Annotated in this window: 17 protein-coding genes; 11 read left to right on the top strand and 6 right to left on the bottom strand. The window is 65.3% G+C overall.

Features of this window, described 5'->3' with window-relative positions:
* Positions 1-12: 12 nt before the first annotated feature.
* From paaA to ACUXST_RS11165, 10 genes are read left to right on the top strand one after another with little or no spacing between them, the layout of a single operon-like run.
* Complete coding sequence (paaA, locus tag ACUXST_RS11210) at positions 13-993, top strand: 1,2-phenylacetyl-CoA epoxidase subunit PaaA (RefSeq protein WP_458390073.1); 981 nt, start codon at positions 13-15, stop codon at positions 991-993.
* Complete coding sequence (paaB, locus tag ACUXST_RS11205) at positions 990-1,274, top strand: 1,2-phenylacetyl-CoA epoxidase subunit PaaB (protein WP_458390072.1); 285 nt, start codon at positions 990-992, stop codon at positions 1,272-1,274. Before paaA ends, paaB begins: the two co-directional genes overlap by 4 nt.
* Complete coding sequence (gene paaC / locus ACUXST_RS11200; RefSeq protein WP_458390071.1) at positions 1,274-2,083, top strand: 1,2-phenylacetyl-CoA epoxidase subunit PaaC; 810 nt, start codon at positions 1,274-1,276, stop codon at positions 2,081-2,083. The genes paaB and paaC overlap by 1 nt, the downstream gene beginning before the upstream one ends.
* 13 nt (positions 2,084-2,096) lie before the next feature.
* On the top strand, positions 2,097-3,170 hold the full coding sequence (locus tag ACUXST_RS11195) for a 2Fe-2S iron-sulfur cluster-binding protein (protein WP_458390070.1): 1,074 nt from the start codon (positions 2,097-2,099) through the stop codon (positions 3,168-3,170).
* A 19-nt stretch (positions 3,171-3,189) separates the two neighbouring features.
* On the top strand, positions 3,190-4,386 hold the full coding sequence (locus tag ACUXST_RS11190; protein WP_458390069.1) for an amino acid aminotransferase: 1,197 nt from the start codon (positions 3,190-3,192) through the stop codon (positions 4,384-4,386).
* Positions 4,387-4,388: 2 nt separating this feature from the next.
* Positions 4,389-6,446, top strand: a complete 2,058-nt coding sequence (locus ACUXST_RS11185) for an alpha-ketoacid dehydrogenase subunit alpha/beta (protein WP_458390068.1) — start codon at positions 4,389-4,391, stop codon at positions 6,444-6,446.
* A gap of 1 nt (position 6,447) precedes the next feature.
* Entirely contained in the window at positions 6,448-7,647 is a 1,200-nt protein-coding gene (locus ACUXST_RS11180) for a dihydrolipoamide acetyltransferase family protein (protein WP_458390067.1), read from the top strand.
* Between the two features lie 51 nt (positions 7,648-7,698).
* A complete protein-coding gene (locus ACUXST_RS11175) occupies positions 7,699-8,376 on the top strand; it encodes an SRPBCC family protein (protein WP_458390066.1) in 678 nt (225 codons plus the stop codon).
* Positions 8,377-8,387: 11 nt separating this feature from the next.
* On the top strand, positions 8,388-9,608 hold the full coding sequence (locus ACUXST_RS11170; protein ID WP_458390065.1) for a zinc-dependent alcohol dehydrogenase: 1,221 nt from the start codon (positions 8,388-8,390) through the stop codon (positions 9,606-9,608).
* Entirely contained in the window at positions 9,595-10,374 is a 780-nt protein-coding gene (locus ACUXST_RS11165; RefSeq protein WP_458390064.1) for an SDR family NAD(P)-dependent oxidoreductase, read from the top strand. The genes ACUXST_RS11170 and ACUXST_RS11165 overlap by 14 nt, the downstream gene beginning before the upstream one ends.
* A gap of 7 nt (positions 10,375-10,381) precedes the next feature.
* Here ACUXST_RS11165 and ACUXST_RS11160 read toward each other — a convergent pair whose 3' ends face one another.
* The 5 genes from ACUXST_RS11160 to ACUXST_RS11140 all read right to left on the bottom strand — a co-directional run bounded on the left by ACUXST_RS11160 (position 10,382) and on the right by ACUXST_RS11140 (position 14,929).
* Positions 10,382-11,416: a sensor histidine kinase gene (locus tag ACUXST_RS11160; RefSeq protein WP_458390063.1), complete on the bottom strand. Its 1,035-nt coding sequence runs from the start codon at positions 11,414-11,416 to the stop codon at positions 10,382-10,384.
* Complete coding sequence (locus tag ACUXST_RS11155) at positions 11,416-11,859, bottom strand: response regulator (protein ID WP_458390062.1); 444 nt, start codon at positions 11,857-11,859, stop codon at positions 11,416-11,418. The genes ACUXST_RS11160 and ACUXST_RS11155 overlap by 1 nt, the downstream gene beginning before the upstream one ends.
* Positions 11,856-13,352: a sensor histidine kinase gene (locus ACUXST_RS11150; RefSeq protein WP_458390061.1), complete on the bottom strand. Its 1,497-nt coding sequence runs from the start codon at positions 13,350-13,352 to the stop codon at positions 11,856-11,858. The genes ACUXST_RS11155 and ACUXST_RS11150 overlap by 4 nt, the downstream gene beginning before the upstream one ends.
* A 79-nt stretch (positions 13,353-13,431) precedes the next feature.
* Positions 13,432-14,160 (bottom strand): metallophosphoesterase family protein, encoded by a 729-nt coding sequence (locus ACUXST_RS11145; RefSeq protein ID WP_458390060.1) that lies wholly within the window; start codon positions 14,158-14,160, stop codon positions 13,432-13,434.
* Entirely contained in the window at positions 14,150-14,929 is a 780-nt protein-coding gene (locus ACUXST_RS11140) for a nucleotidyltransferase (protein ID WP_458390059.1), read from the bottom strand. Before ACUXST_RS11140 ends, ACUXST_RS11145 begins: the two co-directional genes overlap by 11 nt.
* 135 nt (positions 14,930-15,064) lie before the next feature.
* On the opposite strand from ACUXST_RS11140, the gene ACUXST_RS11135 reads away from it, so the two are divergent.
* Positions 15,065-16,927, top strand: coding sequence for an ABC-F family ATP-binding cassette domain-containing protein (locus ACUXST_RS11135; protein ID WP_458390331.1), 1,863 nt, complete (start codon positions 15,065-15,067; stop codon positions 16,925-16,927).
* A gap of 1,087 nt (positions 16,928-18,014) precedes the next feature.
* On the opposite strand, the gene ACUXST_RS11130 is transcribed toward ACUXST_RS11135, so the two are convergent.
* Positions 18,015-18,203 carry a hypothetical protein gene (locus ACUXST_RS11130; RefSeq protein ID WP_458390058.1) on the bottom strand — a complete coding sequence of 63 codons (189 nt, stop codon included), beginning with the start codon at positions 18,201-18,203 and terminating at the stop codon, positions 18,015-18,017.
* Positions 18,204-18,599: the final 396 nt, after the last annotated feature.

Here is an 18,599-nt window from a genome sequence, read left to right as displayed (position 1 = left end):
TACATCGGACCCATGTACACGACCGAGCTCCAGAAGAGCGCCAAGATCGAGAACCTTGAGGACCCGCAGCTGCTCGAGGCTTTCGAAGCGCGGGTTGCGGCGGACGAGTTCATCGAGCCGAAGGACTGGATGCCTGAGGCGTATCGGCGGACGCTAACGCGGCAGATCAGCCAGCATGCTCATAGCGAGATCGTCGGCATGTTGCCCGAAGGCAATTGGATCACGCGAGCGCCGTCGCTGCGGCGCAAGGCGATCCTGCTCGCCAAGGTGCAGGACGAGGCCGGGCATGGGCTGTACCTCTATTGCGCGGCGGAAACGCTGGGCACGAGTCGGGAGCAGATGATCGAGGCGCTGCACAGCGGCAAAGCGAAGTACTCCACGATCTTCAATTATCCGACGCTGACATGGGCCGACATCGGCGCGATCGGCTGGCTGGTCGACGGCGCCGCGATCATGAACCAGGTGCCGCTGCAGCGGACGAGCTATGGGCCCTACGCTCGGGCGATGGTCCGCGTGTGCAAGGAAGAGAGCTTCCACCAGCGCCAGGGCTACGAGATCATGATCGCGCTTGCGAACGGCACCGCTGAGCAGAAGCGAATGGCGCAGGACGCGCTAAACCGCTGGTGGTGGCCGAGCCTGATGATGTTCGGCCCGCCGGATGCCGACAGCCCGAACACGGCGCAGTCGATGCGCTGGCGGATCAAGCGCGAGACGAATGACGAGCTTCGCCAGAAGTTCGTCGACATCACGGTGCCGCAGGCCGAGTTCCTGGGGCTCACGGTGCCCGATCCCGATCTCAAGTGGAACGAGGAGAAGGGCGGTCACGACTTCGGTGCCGTGGACTGGGACGAATTCTACTCCGTCGTGCGCGGGGAAGGCCCGGTGGCCAAGGAGCGCATGAAGGCTCGCCGCGACGCCTGGGACAATGGCGCGTGGGTTCGAGAAGCCGCCGTCGCGCACGAAGCGAAGCGCCGCGCGAGGAAGGCCGCTTGAGTGGCGACTGGCCGCTCTGGGAGGTCTTCGTCCGCAGCAAGGGCGGCCTTTCGCATCGCCACGTTGGCAGCGTTCATGCTCCTGACGCGCAGCTCGCGCTGGCCCATGCGCGGGACACGTACACCCGGCGCATGGAAGGGGTGAGCCTGTGGGTCGTGCCATCGGCCGAGATCGTTGCCAGCGACCCTGATCAGGCCGGCGAGCTGTTCGAGCCCGCGGAGAGCAAGATCTACCGCCACCCGACCTTCTACGAGATCCCCGACGAGGTGAAGCACATCTGATGGCGTCGTTGCCGCCGATCGACGTGCCGGCCGGAGCCACGGGGGCGGGGGTCTTCGACGCACCTGCGGCTTCGCCGCAGGACAGTGCTCGCCGCGACTATCTGCTGCGCCTTGGTGACGACGCGCTGGTGCTTGGCCAGCGGCTTGGCGAATGGTGCGGCCATGGGCCCGTCTTGGAAGTCGACATCAGCCTCGCCAATCTGGCGCTCGACCTCGTCGGGCAGGCGACCTTGCTGCTTAGTGAAGCGGGCGATGGCGACAAGTTGGCCTTCCATCGCGACGTGCTCGACTTCAAGAACTGCCTGCTTGTCGAGCAGCCGAACGGCGACTTCGCGCAGACGATCGCTCGACACCTCCTCTATTCGACCTGGCAGCACATGCTGCTGCAGCGGCTGACCGGGTCGAGCGACCGCTTCCTTGCCGAGTTCGCGGCCAAGGCGGTCAAGGAAATCGCTTATCATTGTGAGCTCGCCACCGAGTGGACCGTGCGGCTCGGCGATGGCACCGAGGAGAGCGCGCGGCGCATGATCGAAGGGCTCGACTGGTGCTGGCGCTTCGTGCCGGAGCTGTTCGAGGTCGACGAGGCGCTCCAGGGCGCGATCGACTGCGGCATGGCGCCGGACCCGCGCGCGTTCGAAGCAGAATATCGAGCGGCGATTGGCGCCATCCTTGCCGATGGGCAGCTTGCAGCGCCTGCCGACCAGCGGCCGATACTCGGCGGGCGGCGCGGGCATCATAGCGAGCACCTCGGGCACTTGCTCGCGGTCATGCAGTATCTGCCGCGCACGTACCCCGACGCGACCTGGTGAGATGAGCAGGTAGATGGCCGAGCATTTCCACGCACTTCGCGTCACCGAAGTGATTGCCGAAACCGCCGACGCCAACTCCATCCGTCTCGAAGTCCCGCCGGAGCTTCGGGACAGGTTCGTGTTCAAGCCCGGACAGCACCTGACTTTACGCGCCATCATCGAGGGCGAGGACGTGCGGCGCAGCTACTCGTTGTGCACGACACCTGCCGAGCGAGACTGGATGGTCACCGTGAAACGAATCGGCGGCGGCCTGTTCTCCAACTGGGTGGGCGAACGGTTGAAGGCCGGCGACACGATCGAGGTGATGCCGCCGCACGGGTCGTTCACGACGCGGTTCGACCCCGAACGGGCGCGGCACGTCGTCGCGATCGCCGGCGGCTCCGGGATCACCCCGATCATGTCGCTGGTGAAGTCGCTGCTCAAGGTGGAGCCGCGAAGCCGCTTCACGCTGCTGTACGGCAACCGCGACAGCAGCTCGGTCATATTCCTCGAGACGCTTGCGGCATTGAAGGACAAGCACCTCGGCCGTTTCGAGATCTACCACTTTCTCGACCAGGAAGAGCAGGACATCGACCTGTTCAACGGCATGCTGGACCGGGAACGCTGCGCGGAGGCGATCGCGCACCTCGTTCCTGACGCGGCGGATGTCTCGGACTGGTTCATCTGCGGGCCTGGGCCGATGATGGACGCTGCCGAGGGCGCGCTGCTCGACCGTAACATTCCCCGTGATCGCATCCACATCGAGCGGTTCACCGCCGACCGTCCCGCCGAAGCGGTCACACGAGAAATGGCGCAGCTGCAGACCGCGGCGGAAGGGGTGACTCTCGCCGTCACTCTCGACGGCCGCACGCGGCGCGTTCCGTTCGTGGCCGGCAACATTCTCGATAGCGCGCGCGAGGCCGGGCTGCCCGCGCCGTTCGCATGCAAGGCGGGCGTCTGCGCGACGTGCCGTGCGCGGGTGACGAGCGGCAAGGTCGAGATGGCGGCCCGCTATGGGCTGACGGACGAGGAGGTGGCGGCCGGCTATGTCCTCACCTGCCAGTCGGTGCCGTTCGGCGACGGCGTGGCGGTGGATTACGACGCTTGAGTTCGCTAATCGCGCTTTCATGCTAACCACTGCCGAGAGAGCCAAGGGGCTCGCCGATCTCCCGCCTGTCCAGAGCGACTCGCTGCTGCAACTGATCGCGTTGTGCAACGCCGACGAGAGGCCGGAGAAGATCGACGTCGGCGTCGGCGTGTGGCGCGACGGCGCCGGCAACACGCCGATCCTGAAGACGATCAAGAAGGCGGAGCAACGGCTGGTCGATAGCCAGCCGACCAAGTCCTATCTCGGCGGCGCGGGCGACAAACGGTTTGCCGAGCTTCTGCGGCCCATCTTCCTTGGCGAGCATGCGTCGGACCAGCGGATTGCGGGGCTTCAGACGCCGGGCGGCTGCGGGGCGCTCCGGCTCGGGTTCGAGCTGATCGCGGCCGCCAATCCGAATGCGCGGGTGCTGTTTGGTGCTCCGACCTGGCCCAATCATCCGCCGATCATCAAGTCGGTCGGGTTGGAAGCGGTCGAATATCCCTATTATGAGCGCGGTCAGGGGGCGATCCGCTTCGAGGACATGCTGGCCGCGCTTGAGAGTGCGCAGGCGGGCGATGTCGCGCTGCTGCACGGCTGCTGCCACAATCCGACCGGTGCCGACCTCGACGAGGACCAGTGGCGCGAGGTCGCGCGCGTGGCCGCGGAACGGGGGCTGATCCCGTTCATCGACATCGCTTACCAGGGCTTTGGCCGCGGGCTTGAGGAGGATGCGTTCGGCGTCCGCCTGATGCTCGATGCTTGCGACGAAGTCGTCATCGCCCAGAGCTGCGACAAGAGTTTCAGCGTCTACCGTGATCGCGTCGGTTCGCTGTGGATCAAGACGCGCTCTCCCGAGAATTCGGCGACGGCGATGGCGCATGTTCTCCAGATTGCGCGTCAGATGTGGTCCATGCCGCCCGACCATGGCGCCGCGGCGGTCCACATCGTGCTCGAGGACCCCGAGCTGCGGGCCGAGTGGCTCGGCGAACTCAGTGCGATGCGCGACCGGATCAACGCGGTGCGTCAGCGGATTGCATCGGCCGACCCGCGGCTGGCCTTCATCGGGCGACAGTTCGGGATGTTCTCGATGCTGCCGCTGTCCAAGGACCAGGTGCTGAAGCTGCGCGCGGACGATGCGATCTACATGGCAGACAGCGGACGCTTCAACGTGGTCGGCCTCAGTGACGAGCAGATCGACCGATTTACCGCCGCCGTGGTCGAGGCGCTGGACGCCTGACCATGGCCGACCGCGATCCGGGCAAGGTGACCGCTGAGGTCGATTGGCGCGAGGTCGCGCGGCTGGTGCTGACGAGCCGGGAACTGGACCGTCTCGAGGAGGAGGAGCTCGTTCCCGCGAGGAAGGTGCTCTACCAGTTCTCCGCGCGCGGCCACGACATGGCGCAGGTGCTGCTCGGCTTGCGGCTCAAGGACGGTGACGCGGCGTTCGGTTATTATCGTTCACGGCCGCTGCTCCTCGCGCTCGGCGTGCCGCTTGCCGACGCGCTCGGTTCGGGAATGGGCTTGGCTGGCGGCTATTCCGACGGCCGCGATATCGGCGTCGTGTTCAACTACCCAAACCCGGGCGGCGCCCACGCGATGCCGATGGCGGGCGGGGTAGGGGCGCAATACACGCCGGCCGTCGGCTGGGCGCAGGCGATCAAGTACAAGAACCACGTGCTCGATGAAGGCGCGCTCGACAATATCGCGCTGGTGCTTGGTGGCGACGCCAGCTGTGCGACCGGTGGATTTTGGTCCGCGTTAACCATTGCGACGACGCAATCTTTGCCGCTGCTGATGTACGTTGAGGACAACGGCTACGGCATCTCGGTGCCGTCCGACTATCAGACGCCGGGCAAGGACATCGCAGCGAACCTCGCGAGCTTCTCCGGGCTGACGATCTTCAGCGGCGACGGCACCGATCCCGCCATCGCGGCGCGCCTGATTGACGACGCCGTCAGCCACGTCCGGACGCACCGGACGCCGGCGCTACTGCGGCTGACGGTGCCGCGGCTCGAGGGGCATAGCGCGCAGGACACGCAAGCTTACAAGTCGGAAGCGGAGATCGCTGCCGAGTGGGCGCGCGATCCGCTGCCCAAGCTTAAAACGCATGTCGCCCGATTTCAGATCGGCGACGAACAATGGTCGGACCTGGAGCGCGAGACCGCCTGGCAGGTCGAGGCGTCGCGCACCGAGGCTGAGGCGAGGGGCGTGTCTTCCCCGGAGCAAGTTACCAGCCATGTCTTCTACGAAGGCGAGCTGCAGCAGGTCGGTGGCCTGTGGAACAGTGGCTATGTCCCGCCGCAGCCAAGCAACGAAACCGCAAGGGCCGGGCAGCGCATCAACATGGTGACGGCGATCCGCCGCGTGCTCGATCAGGAGCTTGAGTCCAACCCGCGCGTGGTGGTGTTCGGCGAGGACGTCGGACCCAAGGGCGGCGTGCACGCGGTGACGCTCGGCCTGCAGGAGAAGTTCGGGCGTGAGCGGGTGTTCGACACCTCGTTGAACGAGGAAGGGATCGTCGGTCGTGCCGTTGGCATGGCGCTCGCCGGGCTGATGCCCGTGCCGGAGATCCAGTTCCGCAAATATGCCGAACCAGCGACCGAGCAGATCCACGATTGCGGGACCATGCGCTGGCGGACGCACAACCGGTTCGCCGCGCCTCTGGTGCTTCGTGTGCCCGGCGGCTTCTTCAAGTGTGGGGACCCGTGGCATTCGATGACGAACGAGGTCGAGTTCGTCCACAATCCTGGCTGGAAGGTCGCGGTGCCGTCGAACGCTGAGGACGCGGTCGGCCTGCTGCGCGGCAGCCTGCGCGGCAACGACCCGGTGTTGTTCTTCGAGCATCGGGCGATGCTGGACGATAGTTGGGCGCGGCGGCCTTGGCCCGGCGACGATTACGTGCTGCCGTTCGGGCGCGCGAAGAAGACGCGCGAAGGCGACCGGATCACGATCGTCACTTGGGGCGCGATGGTGCCGCGCTGCGAGGCTGCGGCCGAGGGTGTCAGCGCCGACGTCGTCGATCTTCGTACATTGCAGCCGTGGGACCGGGAGACGGTGCTCGACAGCGTTCGCCGGACCCGCCGCTGCCTGATCGTCCACGAGGATCTGCGGACCGGCGGCTTCGGCGCGGAGATTGCCGCCATCGTCGCCGATGAAGCCTTCCTCGACCTGGATGCGCCGGTTGCCCGGGTGACCATGCCCGACATCCCGAGCCCGCATCATCCCAAGCTGCTCGAAAGCGCGGTTCCGTCGGTGGAGCGCATCCGCGCCGAGATCGACCGGCTGCTGGGGTTCTGACTTGATCGAGGTCCGCGTTCCCGACGAGCAGGAGGGCACCAAGGCCGTCGTTCGCGCTTGGCTCAAGCAGATCGGCGACGCGGTCGCGGAGAACGATCCCCTGGTCGAGCTTGAGACCGACAAGGTGACGCAGGAGGTGCCCGCGCCTGCTGCGGGCGTGCTGGCCGAAATTGTCCTCGAAACCGACGCGGAGGCGATGCCGGGAGCATTGCTGGCGAGGATCAGCACGGAAGCGTCCGTTCGACTGGGATGCAGGTCCGAGCCCGAGGTCGAAGGGCATGTGGTGCCAACCGTTCAGGAACGCCCCTCGATTTCGCCCAGCACGGACGCAGACGTCGAAACCCGGCTTAGCCCTTCCGTTCGAAGAGCCTGCCAGCAGCACGGTATCGATCCGGCGCGCATCCAGGGCACAGGCCGCAACGGCCGCGTGACGCGGGACGACGTTGACCGCGCGGTGGCGGGCGCGACCACTGTCAGCGGCGGCCAGCCTTCCTCGGCACAGCCGCGCCACTTCTCCGCCCAGGACGTTCCGCACGACCGGATGCGGCTCGCGATCGCCGAGAACATGGTTCGCGCGGTCTCGGAAGCACCGCATGTCACGGCGTTGTTCGAGGCCGACTTCTCGGCCGTTGCCGCGCACAAGGCCGCGAAGGCCGCTGGCGGCTTGAAGCTCAGCTACACCGCCTACATCGTCAAGGCCGCCGCGGAGGCGATGGCTGTCGCTCCGGCAATCAACGGCCGCTGGGAGCAGGACCGAATCGCCATTTCGCCGACGATCGACGTGGGTGTCGGGACGGCACTGGGCGAGAAGGGGCTGGTCGTCCCTGTCGTGAAGGGCGCAGGTGCGATGACGCTCCAGCAGATTGGCGCCAGGCTCGACGACCTCACCCGCCGAGCGCGTGACGGGAAGCTCGAGCGGTCGGACGTGTCCGGCGGCAGCTTTACCATCTCCAACCACGGCGTGTCAGGGTCGCTGCTCGCGGCACCGATCATCCTTCATCAGGGGCAGGCGGCGATCCTCGGCGTCGGCAAGCTCGAGAAGCGCGTTGTGGTGCGGGAAGTCGGCGGACAAGACGCCATCCTGATCCGCCCAATGGCCTATGTGACGCTGACAATCGACCACCGCGTGGTCGACGGTCACCAGACCAACGCGTGGCTTACGCGCTTCGTCGAGATCATCGAGAACTGGCAACAACCTTAGGAACTTGGAATAGCCGTTTAGGTTGACCCCCGTACGCGACGGAGGAGTCCCATGGCGGATCAATCAACAGTTTCAGGCAATCAGAAGGCGCTCATCGGCGCCGGGCTGGCGGTCGCAGTGGGCGCCGCCGGTTTCCTGCTCGCACGCCGGTCGGCGGACGTGCACGACGATGGCACCAACATCAGCGACGCCCCGGACCATACGTTCCGGCGCAAGACGGGGCGGTACGAGGAAGGTCTCGTCGGCCGCACGGTGTCGATCAACAAGCCGCGCGATGAAATCTACCGCGAGTGGCGGGACTTCACGAAGTTCCCGCGCTTCATGGAGAATGTGGAGCGCATCATCACCGAGGGTGACGGCGCTTCCAAGTGGACGATCAAGGCGCCGGCGGGAACGACCGTCGAGCTGCGGACGCGGATCACCGAAGACCGGCCCGGCGAGACGATCGCGTGGAAGAGCGAGCCCGACTCGCAGATCCAGACCGAAGGCCGCGTCGAGTTCTTCGAGGTGGCGCCGGGCCGCGGCACTGCGGTCCGCCTGACGATGAAATACGATCCGCCCGCCGGGCTGCCAGGCCGAGCGATCGCCAAGCTGTTGCAGCGCGAGCCGAACGTTCAGGCACGGCGCGACCTGCGGCGCTTCAAGCAGCTGATCGAAACGGGCGAGGTTGCGACCAACGCGTCGCCTTCCGCCCGCAAGTCCGAAACCCCAACCGAAGCGACAGTCTAAGGAGCATCGCGATGCGCGCACTCACCTGGCACGGCCGCCACGATGTCCGCGTGGACACCGTCCCCGATCCCGAGATCGTCAACCCGAAGGACGCGATTCTGCGGGTTACGTCGACGGCTATCTGCGGGTCCGACCTTCACCTCTACGACGGCTATATCCCCGGGATGCGGACCGGCGACATCCTTGGCCATGAATTCATGGGCGAAGTCGTCGAAGTCGGGTCCGAAAGCACCTTGAAGAAGGGACAGCGCGTCGTCGTGCCGTTCCCGATCGCCTGCGGCCAGTGTTTCTTCTGTCAGAAGCAGCAGTTCAGTTGCTGCGACAACACCAACCCGGCGGAAACGTCCGACGCCACGGAGACGCAGTACGGCTACCCGATGGCCGGCGTTTTCGGATACTCGCACCTCACCGGCGGCTATGCCGGCGGACAGGCGGAATATGTCCGGGTGCCTTTCTCGAACGTCGGACCGCTCGTCGTTCCGGACCATCTCGAAGACGACAAGGTCCTGTTCCTGACCGACATCCTGCCCACCGGCTGGATGGCCGCGGAGAACTGCGAAATTGAGCCTGGCGACACCGTCGCCGTCTGGGGCTGCGGTCCGGTCGGACTGTTCGCGGTTCAGTCCGCACTGATCATGGGCGCGCACCGCGTGATTGCCATCGATCACTACAAGTCGCGGCTGCAGCTGGCCAAGGGGCTGGGCGCGGAGATCCTCGACTATCGCGAGGTGGACGTCCGCGAAGCGCTTGCCGAGATGACCGGTGGCATCGGCCCGGATGCGGTGATCGACGCGGTTGGCCTGGAGGCCCACGGCATCTCGATCGATAACATCATGGACCAGGTGAAGAGCATGACCTTCATGGTCACGGACCGCATCCATGCGTTCCGGGAGGCGATCCTGTCGGTGCGCAAGGGCGGCCGCGTTTCGGTGCCCGGCGTCTATGGCGGCTTTGCCGACAAGTTCCCGGTCGGCGCCTTCATGGAGAAGGGGCTGACGATGAAGACGGGCCAGACCCACGTCCATCGCTACCTGAAGCCGCTGCTGACGCTGATCGAGGAGGGGAAGGTCGACACCACCTTCCTCATCTCGCACCACGCGCCGCTCGAGCAGGCTGCCGAGATGTACAAGCACTGGCACGACGATCAGGAGCAATTCACCAAGATAGTACTGAAAACAGAAATGGCCACTCCCAAGCAGGACCAGAAGGAGCAGCAGCATGAGCTCGCGTAAACTTGCAATCGTCACCGGCGCGTCGAGCGGAATCGGGCTCGAGCTCGCGAAGCTCGCGGCGCAGGACGGCTACGACCTGATCGTCGCTGCCGATACGCCGTTCGTCGAGGCTGGGCCGGCGCTGAAGGAGTTCGGCGTCGACGTGCAGCAGATCGAGGCAGACCTCGCGACGCAACAGGGGCTGGACCAGCTGATCGCCCGCATCGGTGACCGCCAGGTCGACGTGCTCGTCGCCAATGCGGGCCACGGCCTCGGCCACGGGTTCCTCGATCAGGATCCGCAAGAGTGGCAGCACATCGTCAACACCAACATCACCGGCACGCTGCTGCTCATCCAGCCGATCGTGAAGAAAATGGTCGATCGCGGCGAAGGCAAGGTGCTGATCACCGGATCCATCGCCGGTCACATGGCGGGCACGTTCCAGGCGGTCTACAACGGCAGCAAGGCCTTCATTGACAGCTTCTCGGCGGCGCTCAACGAGGAGATCAAGGGCAGCGGCGTGACCGTCACCTGCCTGAAGCCCGGCGCCACCGAAACCAACTTCTTCCACCGCGCCGAGATGGAAGACACGAAGATCGGGCAGGCGAAGAAGGACGATCCGGCGGACGTCGCGAAGGCCGGCTGGGAAGCCATGAACAGCGGTGAGGCTTCGGTCATCTACGGCCTCAAGAACAAGATGCAGGTGGCCGGCGCGGAAGTGATGACCGACGCGATGACCGCCAAGATGCACCGGGCGCAGGCCGAGCCGGGCAGCGGCGCGGAGTGACGCCGGCCTAGATTGCCGCGGTGACCACAGCGCGCACGCCGCTGTGCGTGGTGTCGTACTGGACCGAGGTCGACAGCGCCCTGGCCATCGCGGCGATCAGCTTGGAGCCGAGGCCGGTGCCGCGCGGCTCGGCGCCGTCCTCCAGACCGGGACCGTCGTCCTCGACACAGAGACGGAAGCGCTCGCCGGACGTACGGGCAAAGTCCACGCGAATCTCGCCCTGGTCCTTGGGCCCATAGGCATATTTGCAGGCGTTGCTGACCAGCTCGTTGACGATGACGCCGAGGCTCAGGGCCTTCTCCGCATGAAGCTGTAGCGGCTCGGCCGTGAGGCGGATCGCCCGCGGCGCCAGGTCGCTGGACCAGGTCTCCTCGAGCTCCGTCACGAGAGCAGCCAGATATTCATCCATCGCGACGGTCTGGACGTCGTCCGACGTGTAAAGCCGGCGGTGAACCTGGGCGATCGCCTGGATGCGGCGCTCGGTGTCATCGAGCGCGTCGCGCGCCCGCTCGTCGCTGATCAGCCGGGCCTGCATCGACACCATCGTCGCGACCAGCTGGAGCGAATTGGCGACCCGGTGATTGACCTCGCGAAGCAGCGTCTGGAGCCGCTCGTTCGATGCCTTCAACGCGTCCTCCGCCTCGACCTTGGCGCGTTCCAGCCGAAGCTTGGCAAGCGCGTGGCCAAACGCAAGCTCGAGCCGGTCGACGAAATCGTCGCCGACCGACTTCACGACATAGTCGGCCGCGCCGGCCTTGAGGGCGGCGACGGCGACACTGCTCTCGTCCGAGCCCGTAACGTAGATGATCGGCGGCGATTCCGGCAGCTTGCGCAGCTCGGCGACCGTCTGCAGGCCGTCCATCCCGGGCATGTAGTGGTGGACGCCGATCAGGTCGAAACGCTCGGCCCGGGCGATATCCACCCCTTCGGCGCCGCTGCCTGCCCCCACAACCGAATGACCGCGGCGGACGAGCAGCTTCTCGACCAGCCGACGAAGGCCGGGGTCGTCGTCGATATAGAGGATGCGTCGCGGCTCCTGCATCAGTCGGGCGCGACCTCCGGCACCTGGATGACCGACAGGAACAGCCCCAGCTGGCGGATCGCGTCCGCGAAGCTTTCGTAGTTCACCGGCTTGGTGATGTAGACGTTGCACCCGAGGTCATAGCAGCGCTGGATCTCGCGCTTGTCGTCGGTGGTCGTGAGCACGACGACCGGAGTCCGGTGCAGCGCCGCGTCCTCCTTGATGCGGGCGAGGATGTCGGTTCCGCTCATGTCGGGCAGGTTGAGGTCGAGGAGGACGAGTGCAGGGCCGTTCTTGGCCGGCCCGGCGGGATCGTTGAACAGGAAGTCGACCGCACTGCCGCCGTCGGCGAAGTGCTTGATCGCGTTGTTGATCCCGGCACGGCGGATGTTCTTCTCGATGAGGCGGGCATGCCCCTCATCGTCCTCGATCATGATGATGTTGACGGGCCGCTCGTCGGTCAATTGTCCGCTCCCTTGTCGCGATAGGTCAGTGGAAGGCGCAGTCGAAAGGTCGAGCCCTGCCCGACCTGTGAAGTGCAGTCGATCATGCCGCCAAGGCGATAGACCAGAGCGCGCACGTGGGCGAGACCAATCCCTTCGCCGGGCTGGTTCTGCGCTCCGGCGCGGCGGAAAAGCTCAAACACCCGCTCATGGTCGCGCGGGTCGATCCCGCGGCCGTTGTCCTCAACCTCGTAGATCAGCCATTCGCCTTCTGAGCGGCCGCGAACCACCAGGTGACCGGGCCGCTCCGGGTCGAGATACTTCACGGCATTGTCGAGCAGGTTCGAGAAGATTTGCTCTAGCGCGAGGCGGTCGCTGACGATGTCGGGCAGGGATCCCTCTATATCCGCAGTTGCTCCGACTTCGGTCAGGCGGTGATCCAGGCTGGCGATGATGTCCCCGATCAGCGCGTCCATGTCGACAGGTGCCGGCGTCAGCACCCGGCGCCCCTGCCGGGAGAGCTGAAGGATGGCATTGATCAGCCGGTCCATTTTCTGCGTCGACGACCGGATGAAGCCGATGGCTTCCGGCAGGTCCTCGCGTGCGTGCCGGACGTCGGCGGTAATCAGGTCGGGGCGCTCGGCCTCCACTCGCTCCACGAGGGCGCCGATAGTTGTGTTCGCCGCCTCCAGCTCCGAGGTGAACCCCATCACGTTCACGAGCGGCGAGCGAAGGTCGTGGCTGACGATGTATGCGAACTTCTGGATCTCGTCGTTCGCACGGCGAAGCTGGCCGCTGCGGCGCTCGACCTCGCCTTCGAGGTCGGCATTCAGCAGGTTGAGGCGGTCGCGGGCGCGGGTCAGGTCGATCGTGTAGCGGCGCACCAGCATGAAGGCCGCTGCGCCGATCAGCAGCAGCAGGATGCCGGTGACGGCGAGAATCGCGACTAGCTGCGTCTGCCTGCTACTCTCGACATTTTCGCGCTCGGCAAGCAGCCGTTCCTCTTCCCTGCGCATGCGGCGGGCGATCGTCCGGGCCTGCTCGACCCGGCGGACCTTCGCAGTGCTCACGAACTCGGCGCGTGCCGCGTCGAGGCGGCCACTCACCGCCTTGGCCATGATGCTGTCGGAAGTCGCGCGCTGGGCAGCGACCATCGCGCGAAGCTCCGCCACCGCCTCCTGCTGGTGGGCATTGTCGCGGGTCATCGCAGCGATCCGGTCAAGCGTAGGAGCGATGCGCGCGAGATTGTCGTTCCGCGTCTGGATGCGCACGGGATCCGGAGCGAGCAGGTAGCCGCGAGTCGCCGTTTCCGACCGGTCGATCGCCAGCATGACCTGGTCGATCTGGTCGGCGACCTGATAGGTGTGCCTGACGGCGAGCGTCGCGCGCTGGCTGGTCAGGGTGGTGCCGACCGTCGTCACGAACCCGATGACCAGCAGCGCGAACCCGAACACGACCGCAAGTAGCGCCAGCTGATTGAAGCGACGTTGATTGAGTCTGAGGTCGAACGGCATCAGGGCGCGAGGGCAGCTCCGGAAGGGAAGCCGAGGCCGTAACGAACGCCTACATCAGGCGCAAGTCATTCTGCTGTGGTCAGATTTCCAGCACCGTATAGGGTTTGCCGAAGCGCGGCTTCAGCACGAACTGCGCGACGTTGAACACGGGCGTGCCGCGCGGAGTGCGGCCTTCGTAGCTGCCGTGGTGGGCATGGCCGTGAACGACGGCCTTGACGTGATCGAAGCGGTCGATCGCGTCTGCCAGGCGAGCCGAGCCGAGATATTGGTAGATCTCCGGCGGCTCGCCCTCCAGCGTTTCGCACGTCGGCGAGTAATGGAGGACCGCGACGCTCCGTTCGGTCCGGATCGTTCGAAGTCCGTTCTCCAGCTTTCGGGCCTCGTTCATGGCCTCGTCGACAAAGGCCTTGATGATTGGCTCGCCGAACGGCGCGATCTCGCCGCGCCCGAAGCCGCCGAGGAAGCCTTTGACGCCCGCGAAGCCGACGCCGCCGATCTCGACCGCCTGCTCGTCGAGGATGGTCATGCCGGCGTCATGGAGGATCTCCGCGACATGCTTGGGCTGGCCGCATTCATAGTCGTGATTGCCGAGTACGCCGAGCACCGGGATCGAGCAGGACTTGATGTCCTCGGCAAGGATGTTCGCTTCCTTCGTCTTGCCGAAGTTGGTGAGGTCGCCGCACAGCACAAGCACGTCGGCAACGGACGAAATCTCCGCAAACAACTCGCGATAGGGGGCGCTGTCCGTCTCCTGCACGTGGAGGTCGCCGATGGCGGCAACGCGCAGCTTCTGATCTTTATTGTCCATATTGCTCTTCAAGGTTTCCGACGGCTTCCGAGAAGCCCCATTGTTCGACGTCCACGCCATAGTCCCGCGGAGAGAAGATCCGGCCGCGGCAAACCTTTTTGTCGGGCGGGTCGACGGCGTCCTGCTTGTGCAAGCGGTCGAGCAGCTCGTCGAACAGCCACTGCGGGATGACCTTGCGCTCGCTGGGATAGACGAAGCGGAAGTTGAGCACCGCCATCAGCAGCACTTCCCAGTAAAGCTCCATGTGCGAGAGCAGCTGCCGCCAGTCGACCTTGCCGTGACACTTCAGGATCATGTGGGCGACGTCGGCCCCGTCGTAGCGGTGATGGTCCTGGACGAAGATCTTCGACCAGATGAATTGGGTCGGCGGGACCAGCTTGACCCGCGTTCCGAACAGCTCCGTCTCGGGCGCGTTGCGGAACCAGTCTTCGGTCACGTGCGAGGACGAGGTTGGCATGTTGTAGATGATGTCGACGAACATCTCGCCGCGGGTGACGCGAGCGAGCCAGCGCTCGTCGACGACGACGGTGTCAAAGCCCTGGTCCCGAAAGAAGGCGAGGAGCTTCAGCGCGTCGCCGGCCGTGGCGAAGACGTCCACGTCCTTCGTCGGGCGGTCGATGCCGGTGTAGTCTGAAAGCGCGTAGGTCCCGGAGACGAGGAACGGGATACCTGACTCCACCATCTTCGTCAGCACCTCGCAGTAGAAGGCTTCCGCCTCCGGCGAGGGCTGGATCAGTGATCCGTTCGGTCTGCTCGCCTGCTGGTCCATCCCGCCTCTCAACGGGAGGGGGAAGGGCGGGTTCCTTGAATGGCGGAGCGGATACTCCTTCGCCCGCGCCAGGGTCACTTCTGCAACTCAGACCTGCTGCTTGGGCTAGACGCAATTGGCTGCTACGGGCGGCCCATGCTGACCATCAATGGCCTTACGGTTCGCCTCGGCGGGCGCATCATACTTGACCGCGCTTCGGCGGCGATCCCACCGGGCGCGCACGTCGGGCTGATCGGCCGTAACGGCGCCGGCAAGTCGACTCTGATGAAGGCGATCATCGGCCTCATCGACCCGGACGAGGGCGCGATCGAAATGCCGCGCCGCACACGGCTCGGGTACATCGCGCAGGAAGCGCCGGCCGGCACCGCGACGCCGTTCGAAACCGTGCTTGCCGCCGATGTCGAGCGCGCAACGCTGACCGAAGAAGCCGAGATCTGCAGCGATCCGCACCGGCTTGGGGACATCCACGAGCGCCTCCTTGCGATCGACGCGTACACGGCGCCGGCCCGTGCCGCCCGCATCCTGCTGGGACTAGGCTTTGACGAGGACATGCAATCGCGGCCGCTCGACAGCTTCTCCGGCGGATGGAAGATGCGTGTGGCGCTTGCCGCACTGCTCTTTTCCGGGCCGGACCTGCTGCTGCTCGACGAGCCCTCCAACCACCTCGACCTCGAAGCGACGCAATGGCTCGAGAACTTCCTCAAGAGCTACGCCGGCTCCCTGATCGTCATCAGCCACGAGCGGGATCTGCTTAACAATGTCGTCGACACCATCCTGCACCTCGAGCGCGGCAAGATCGCGGTCTTCAGCGGCGGCTACGACAGCTTCGAGCGGCAGCGCGCCGAGCGGGCGGCCCAGATTGCCGCAGCGCAGTCCGCCCAAGAGGCACAGCGAGCCCGTTTGCAGGACTATATCGCTCGTAACAGCGCGCGTGCCTCGACCGCGAAGCAGGCCCAGTCGCGGGCCAAGATGCTCGCCAAGATGCAGCCGATCGCCGCCCTGGCTGACGATCCCAGTCTCAGCTTCGAGTTTCCAAGCCCGTCGCAGCTCAAGCCGCCCCTGATCACGCTCGACATGGCGGCCGTCGGCTATGCCGAGGAGCCGGTTCTGCGCCGGCTGAACCTGCGGATCGATCCCGACGATCGCATCGCATTGCTCGGCCGCAACGGCAACGGCAAGACCACGCTCGCGCGTCTGCTGGCAGCCCAACTGATGCCCATGGAAGGCGACGTGACCGCGTCGGGCAAGATGCGGGTCGGCTATTTCACCCAGTATCAGGTCGAGGAACTGCACGGCGAGGACACGCCGCTTCAGCACATGACGCGCGCCATGAGCGGCAACACGCCGGGAGCGGTACGTGCGCAGCTCGGCCGGTTCGGCTTCTCCGGAGACAAGGCGACGACGGTCGTCGGCAAGCTGTCGGGCGGTGAGCGCGCGCGCCTGGCGCTGGCGCTGATCACGCGCGATGCGCCGCACCTGCTCATCCTCGACGAACCAACGAACCACCTCGACGTGGACTCGCGGGAGGCGCTCGTTCAGGCCCTCAACGGGTACGACGGCGCAGTGATCATCGTCAGCCACGACCGGCACATGATCGAACTTACGGCTGACCGGCTGGTGCTCATCGAGAATGGCGGCGCGAGCGAATATGCCGGCAGTGTCGACGACTACATCGACCTCGTTCTCGGACGTGGCGCTGCAGGCGCGGACAATCCGAAGCAGAAGCGTCACAACCGCAAGGCTGCGGCCAAGGCCCGCGAAGATGCCCGTGCGCTCAAGAAGGCTGCGGCGGAAGCGGAAGCTGCAAGTGCGCGTCTGGCCGCGCAGTGCTCGGCGCTGGACCAGGCGATGTCTGATCCCGCGAATGCGCCTCGTGAGTTGGCGAATCTGCCGATCAGCGAGCTTGGCAAGCGCCGTGCCGACGTGGCGTCACAACTGAAAGCCGCAGAGGCGCGCTGGCTGGAAGTGAACGAGCAGCTCGAGAGCTTGGCAGCCTAAGCACATCTGGGCGAGCGCCCCAGAACGGCGAGGCTTCGTAGCTGGCTTTCCCTAGGCGAAAACCTGTCGGACGCGGACGGGAGATCAAGTTCACTGACGTAGCATGTTAGCGCAGCCCTGCTCAGCACCGTGGCTGCGGGCCGCTCCGTCCTTTGCCATCATACCGACGCCGGCTTTGATTATGCCGAGTATAACTAGGTCGATTAGCTTGCCCAGGGAGACCACGGGTATCCGATTCTGCATGATCCGACGCCAGGCAACATTAGCCATGCGGAAGTACGCCACTTCGCAGATTATGACCTGCGGTTGCTAGATGGCCTCGCAACGGTGTTCGCTCGGTTCGATACGGTCGCATCCTTGAAGCTATCAAAAGGGGCAGCCTGACTCAGGTCAGGGACGGGGCAGGCCGCAGCAGCGGATTGGCACAGACGACACAACCAGAGGTTGTTTATATAAAAATCAACGCAGCATGGTTCGCCGAATTACATGACTCGGGGGCGTCCATGCGCAACTGGCTAAGTCTTCTTGCTGCGGTGTCGCTGAGCGCAGGTGCGAACGCAGAGACCGAAGATTGGCATACACGGGATCGTTGACGGCAACATCGGCGCTCGTTTCGTCAAAGGCATCCCCGCCCTAAATGCAGCTCTTCAGAACGGCGCCGTGCAAGTTCGTCCACTCGGATTTGACCATAACGATGCTGTTTTCACCGTCTTGGTGTTCAATGCGGGATCTGATCCTGCGAACATCTCTCTTGAGGACATGCATGCCGCGGTTAGCGGCGCTCCCGTTCGCATTGGGACGGGCCAAGACTTGGCTCGGCAAGCAAAGAACCGCGTCACCTGGGCACAGATCGGCATCGCCTTCTCTCGCGGTAGCAATCGGCCTTTCATATTATGCGGTCGGCCGGATGCGCAGATTGACCGTACCCGTCCAGAATTAAACCTGCGCCACGCGCCGGCTCGAAGCCACTGCAAGGAACGAGTACATCGCCAGACTATTGTCAGCTTTGGGCCGAAAGCAGACGTTACCCGAATGTCAGCAATGGGTGGGGAGCTGACATTCGTTTTCCGTGGTAGGTTGTCCGCTGTCAGTGCTCGGGCGGTGCGACCGGTTGGAGCATGCCGCCGGCCATCCGACCGTCGGCGTTGAGCGCGACCGACATTCTCACCCGGCCCTTGGCGAACACGAGATCGTAAACGTCGTCGCCCATCGGACCACGCCCGCGGAGAGTCACCGATTTCAGCTCGCCCATCGAGCTGAACATCGGATGTGTCATAGGCGGGTCCCGGCGGACAACTTCGGGAACTGAGGAGAGAGCTTGCTGTAGTCGGGCGAGCCGCTCGCCAGACCGGCGACAAGCCTCCGCAACATCGCCTCGGTGCCAGAGGTCGGCACCCCGCCTCGGGTTATCGCCAATTCTCCAGGCCGCCCGGCGACTTCCTTATCACCGGCTTGCGAGAAGGCCGAGGGCTGATTTCCGGTTGAGGCCGAGGCGAAAACCCCATGACAACCTTGTCCCTGTTCGCCGCGGCGACGGTGCTTGCCGGCCTGTCGGCTTCCACATCCGCCCAGCCCCACGGCCAGAACATTGCCGCGCCCCCGCCGCGACACACGCCGCCTCCACCCTTCGTCGCGCCGGCGCCGATCCGCGAGATCGTCGATCGGCAGCTCG

It is taken from the genome of Sphingomonas sp. F9_3S_D5_B_2, from assembly GCF_054263715.1.
This window is presented reverse-complemented; position numbering and strand designations above follow the sequence as displayed.

What these genes read in the sequence shown, in the direction of transcription:
- ACUXST_RS11195 (WP_458390070.1), top strand. Translation starts at nt 2,097, where the DNA reads ATGGCCGAGCATTTCCACGCACTTCGCGTCACCGAAGTGATTGCCGAA.
- ACUXST_RS11140 (WP_458390059.1), bottom strand. Translation starts at nt 14,929, where the DNA reads ATGGACCAGCAGGCGAGCAGACCGAACGGATCACTGATCCAGCCCTCG.
- ACUXST_RS11130 (WP_458390058.1), bottom strand. Translation starts at nt 18,203, where the DNA reads ATGACACATCCGATGTTCAGCTCGATGGGCGAGCTGAAATCGGTGACT.
- ACUXST_RS11150 (WP_458390061.1), bottom strand. Translation starts at nt 13,352, where the DNA reads ATGCCGTTCGACCTCAGACTCAATCAACGTCGCTTCAATCAGCTGGCG.
- ACUXST_RS11190 (WP_458390069.1), top strand. Translation starts at nt 3,190, where the DNA reads ATGCTAACCACTGCCGAGAGAGCCAAGGGGCTCGCCGATCTCCCGCCT.
- paaA (WP_458390073.1), top strand. Translation starts at nt 13, where the DNA reads ATGTACACGACCGAGCTCCAGAAGAGCGCCAAGATCGAGAACCTTGAG.
- ACUXST_RS11160 (WP_458390063.1), bottom strand. Translation starts at nt 11,416, where the DNA reads ATGCAGGAGCCGCGACGCATCCTCTATATCGACGACGACCCCGGCCTT.
- paaC (WP_458390071.1), top strand. Translation starts at nt 1,274, where the DNA reads ATGGCGTCGTTGCCGCCGATCGACGTGCCGGCCGGAGCCACGGGGGCG.
- ACUXST_RS11175 (WP_458390066.1), top strand. Translation starts at nt 7,699, where the DNA reads ATGGCGGATCAATCAACAGTTTCAGGCAATCAGAAGGCGCTCATCGGC.
- ACUXST_RS11170 (WP_458390065.1), top strand. Translation starts at nt 8,388, where the DNA reads ATGCGCGCACTCACCTGGCACGGCCGCCACGATGTCCGCGTGGACACC.
- ACUXST_RS11185 (WP_458390068.1), top strand. Translation starts at nt 4,389, where the DNA reads ATGGCCGACCGCGATCCGGGCAAGGTGACCGCTGAGGTCGATTGGCGC.
- ACUXST_RS11135 (WP_458390331.1), top strand. Translation starts at nt 15,065, where the DNA reads ATGCTGACCATCAATGGCCTTACGGTTCGCCTCGGCGGGCGCATCATA.
- ACUXST_RS11165 (WP_458390064.1), top strand. Translation starts at nt 9,595, where the DNA reads ATGAGCTCGCGTAAACTTGCAATCGTCACCGGCGCGTCGAGCGGAATC.
- ACUXST_RS11145 (WP_458390060.1), bottom strand. Translation starts at nt 14,160, where the DNA reads ATGGACAATAAAGATCAGAAGCTGCGCGTTGCCGCCATCGGCGACCTC.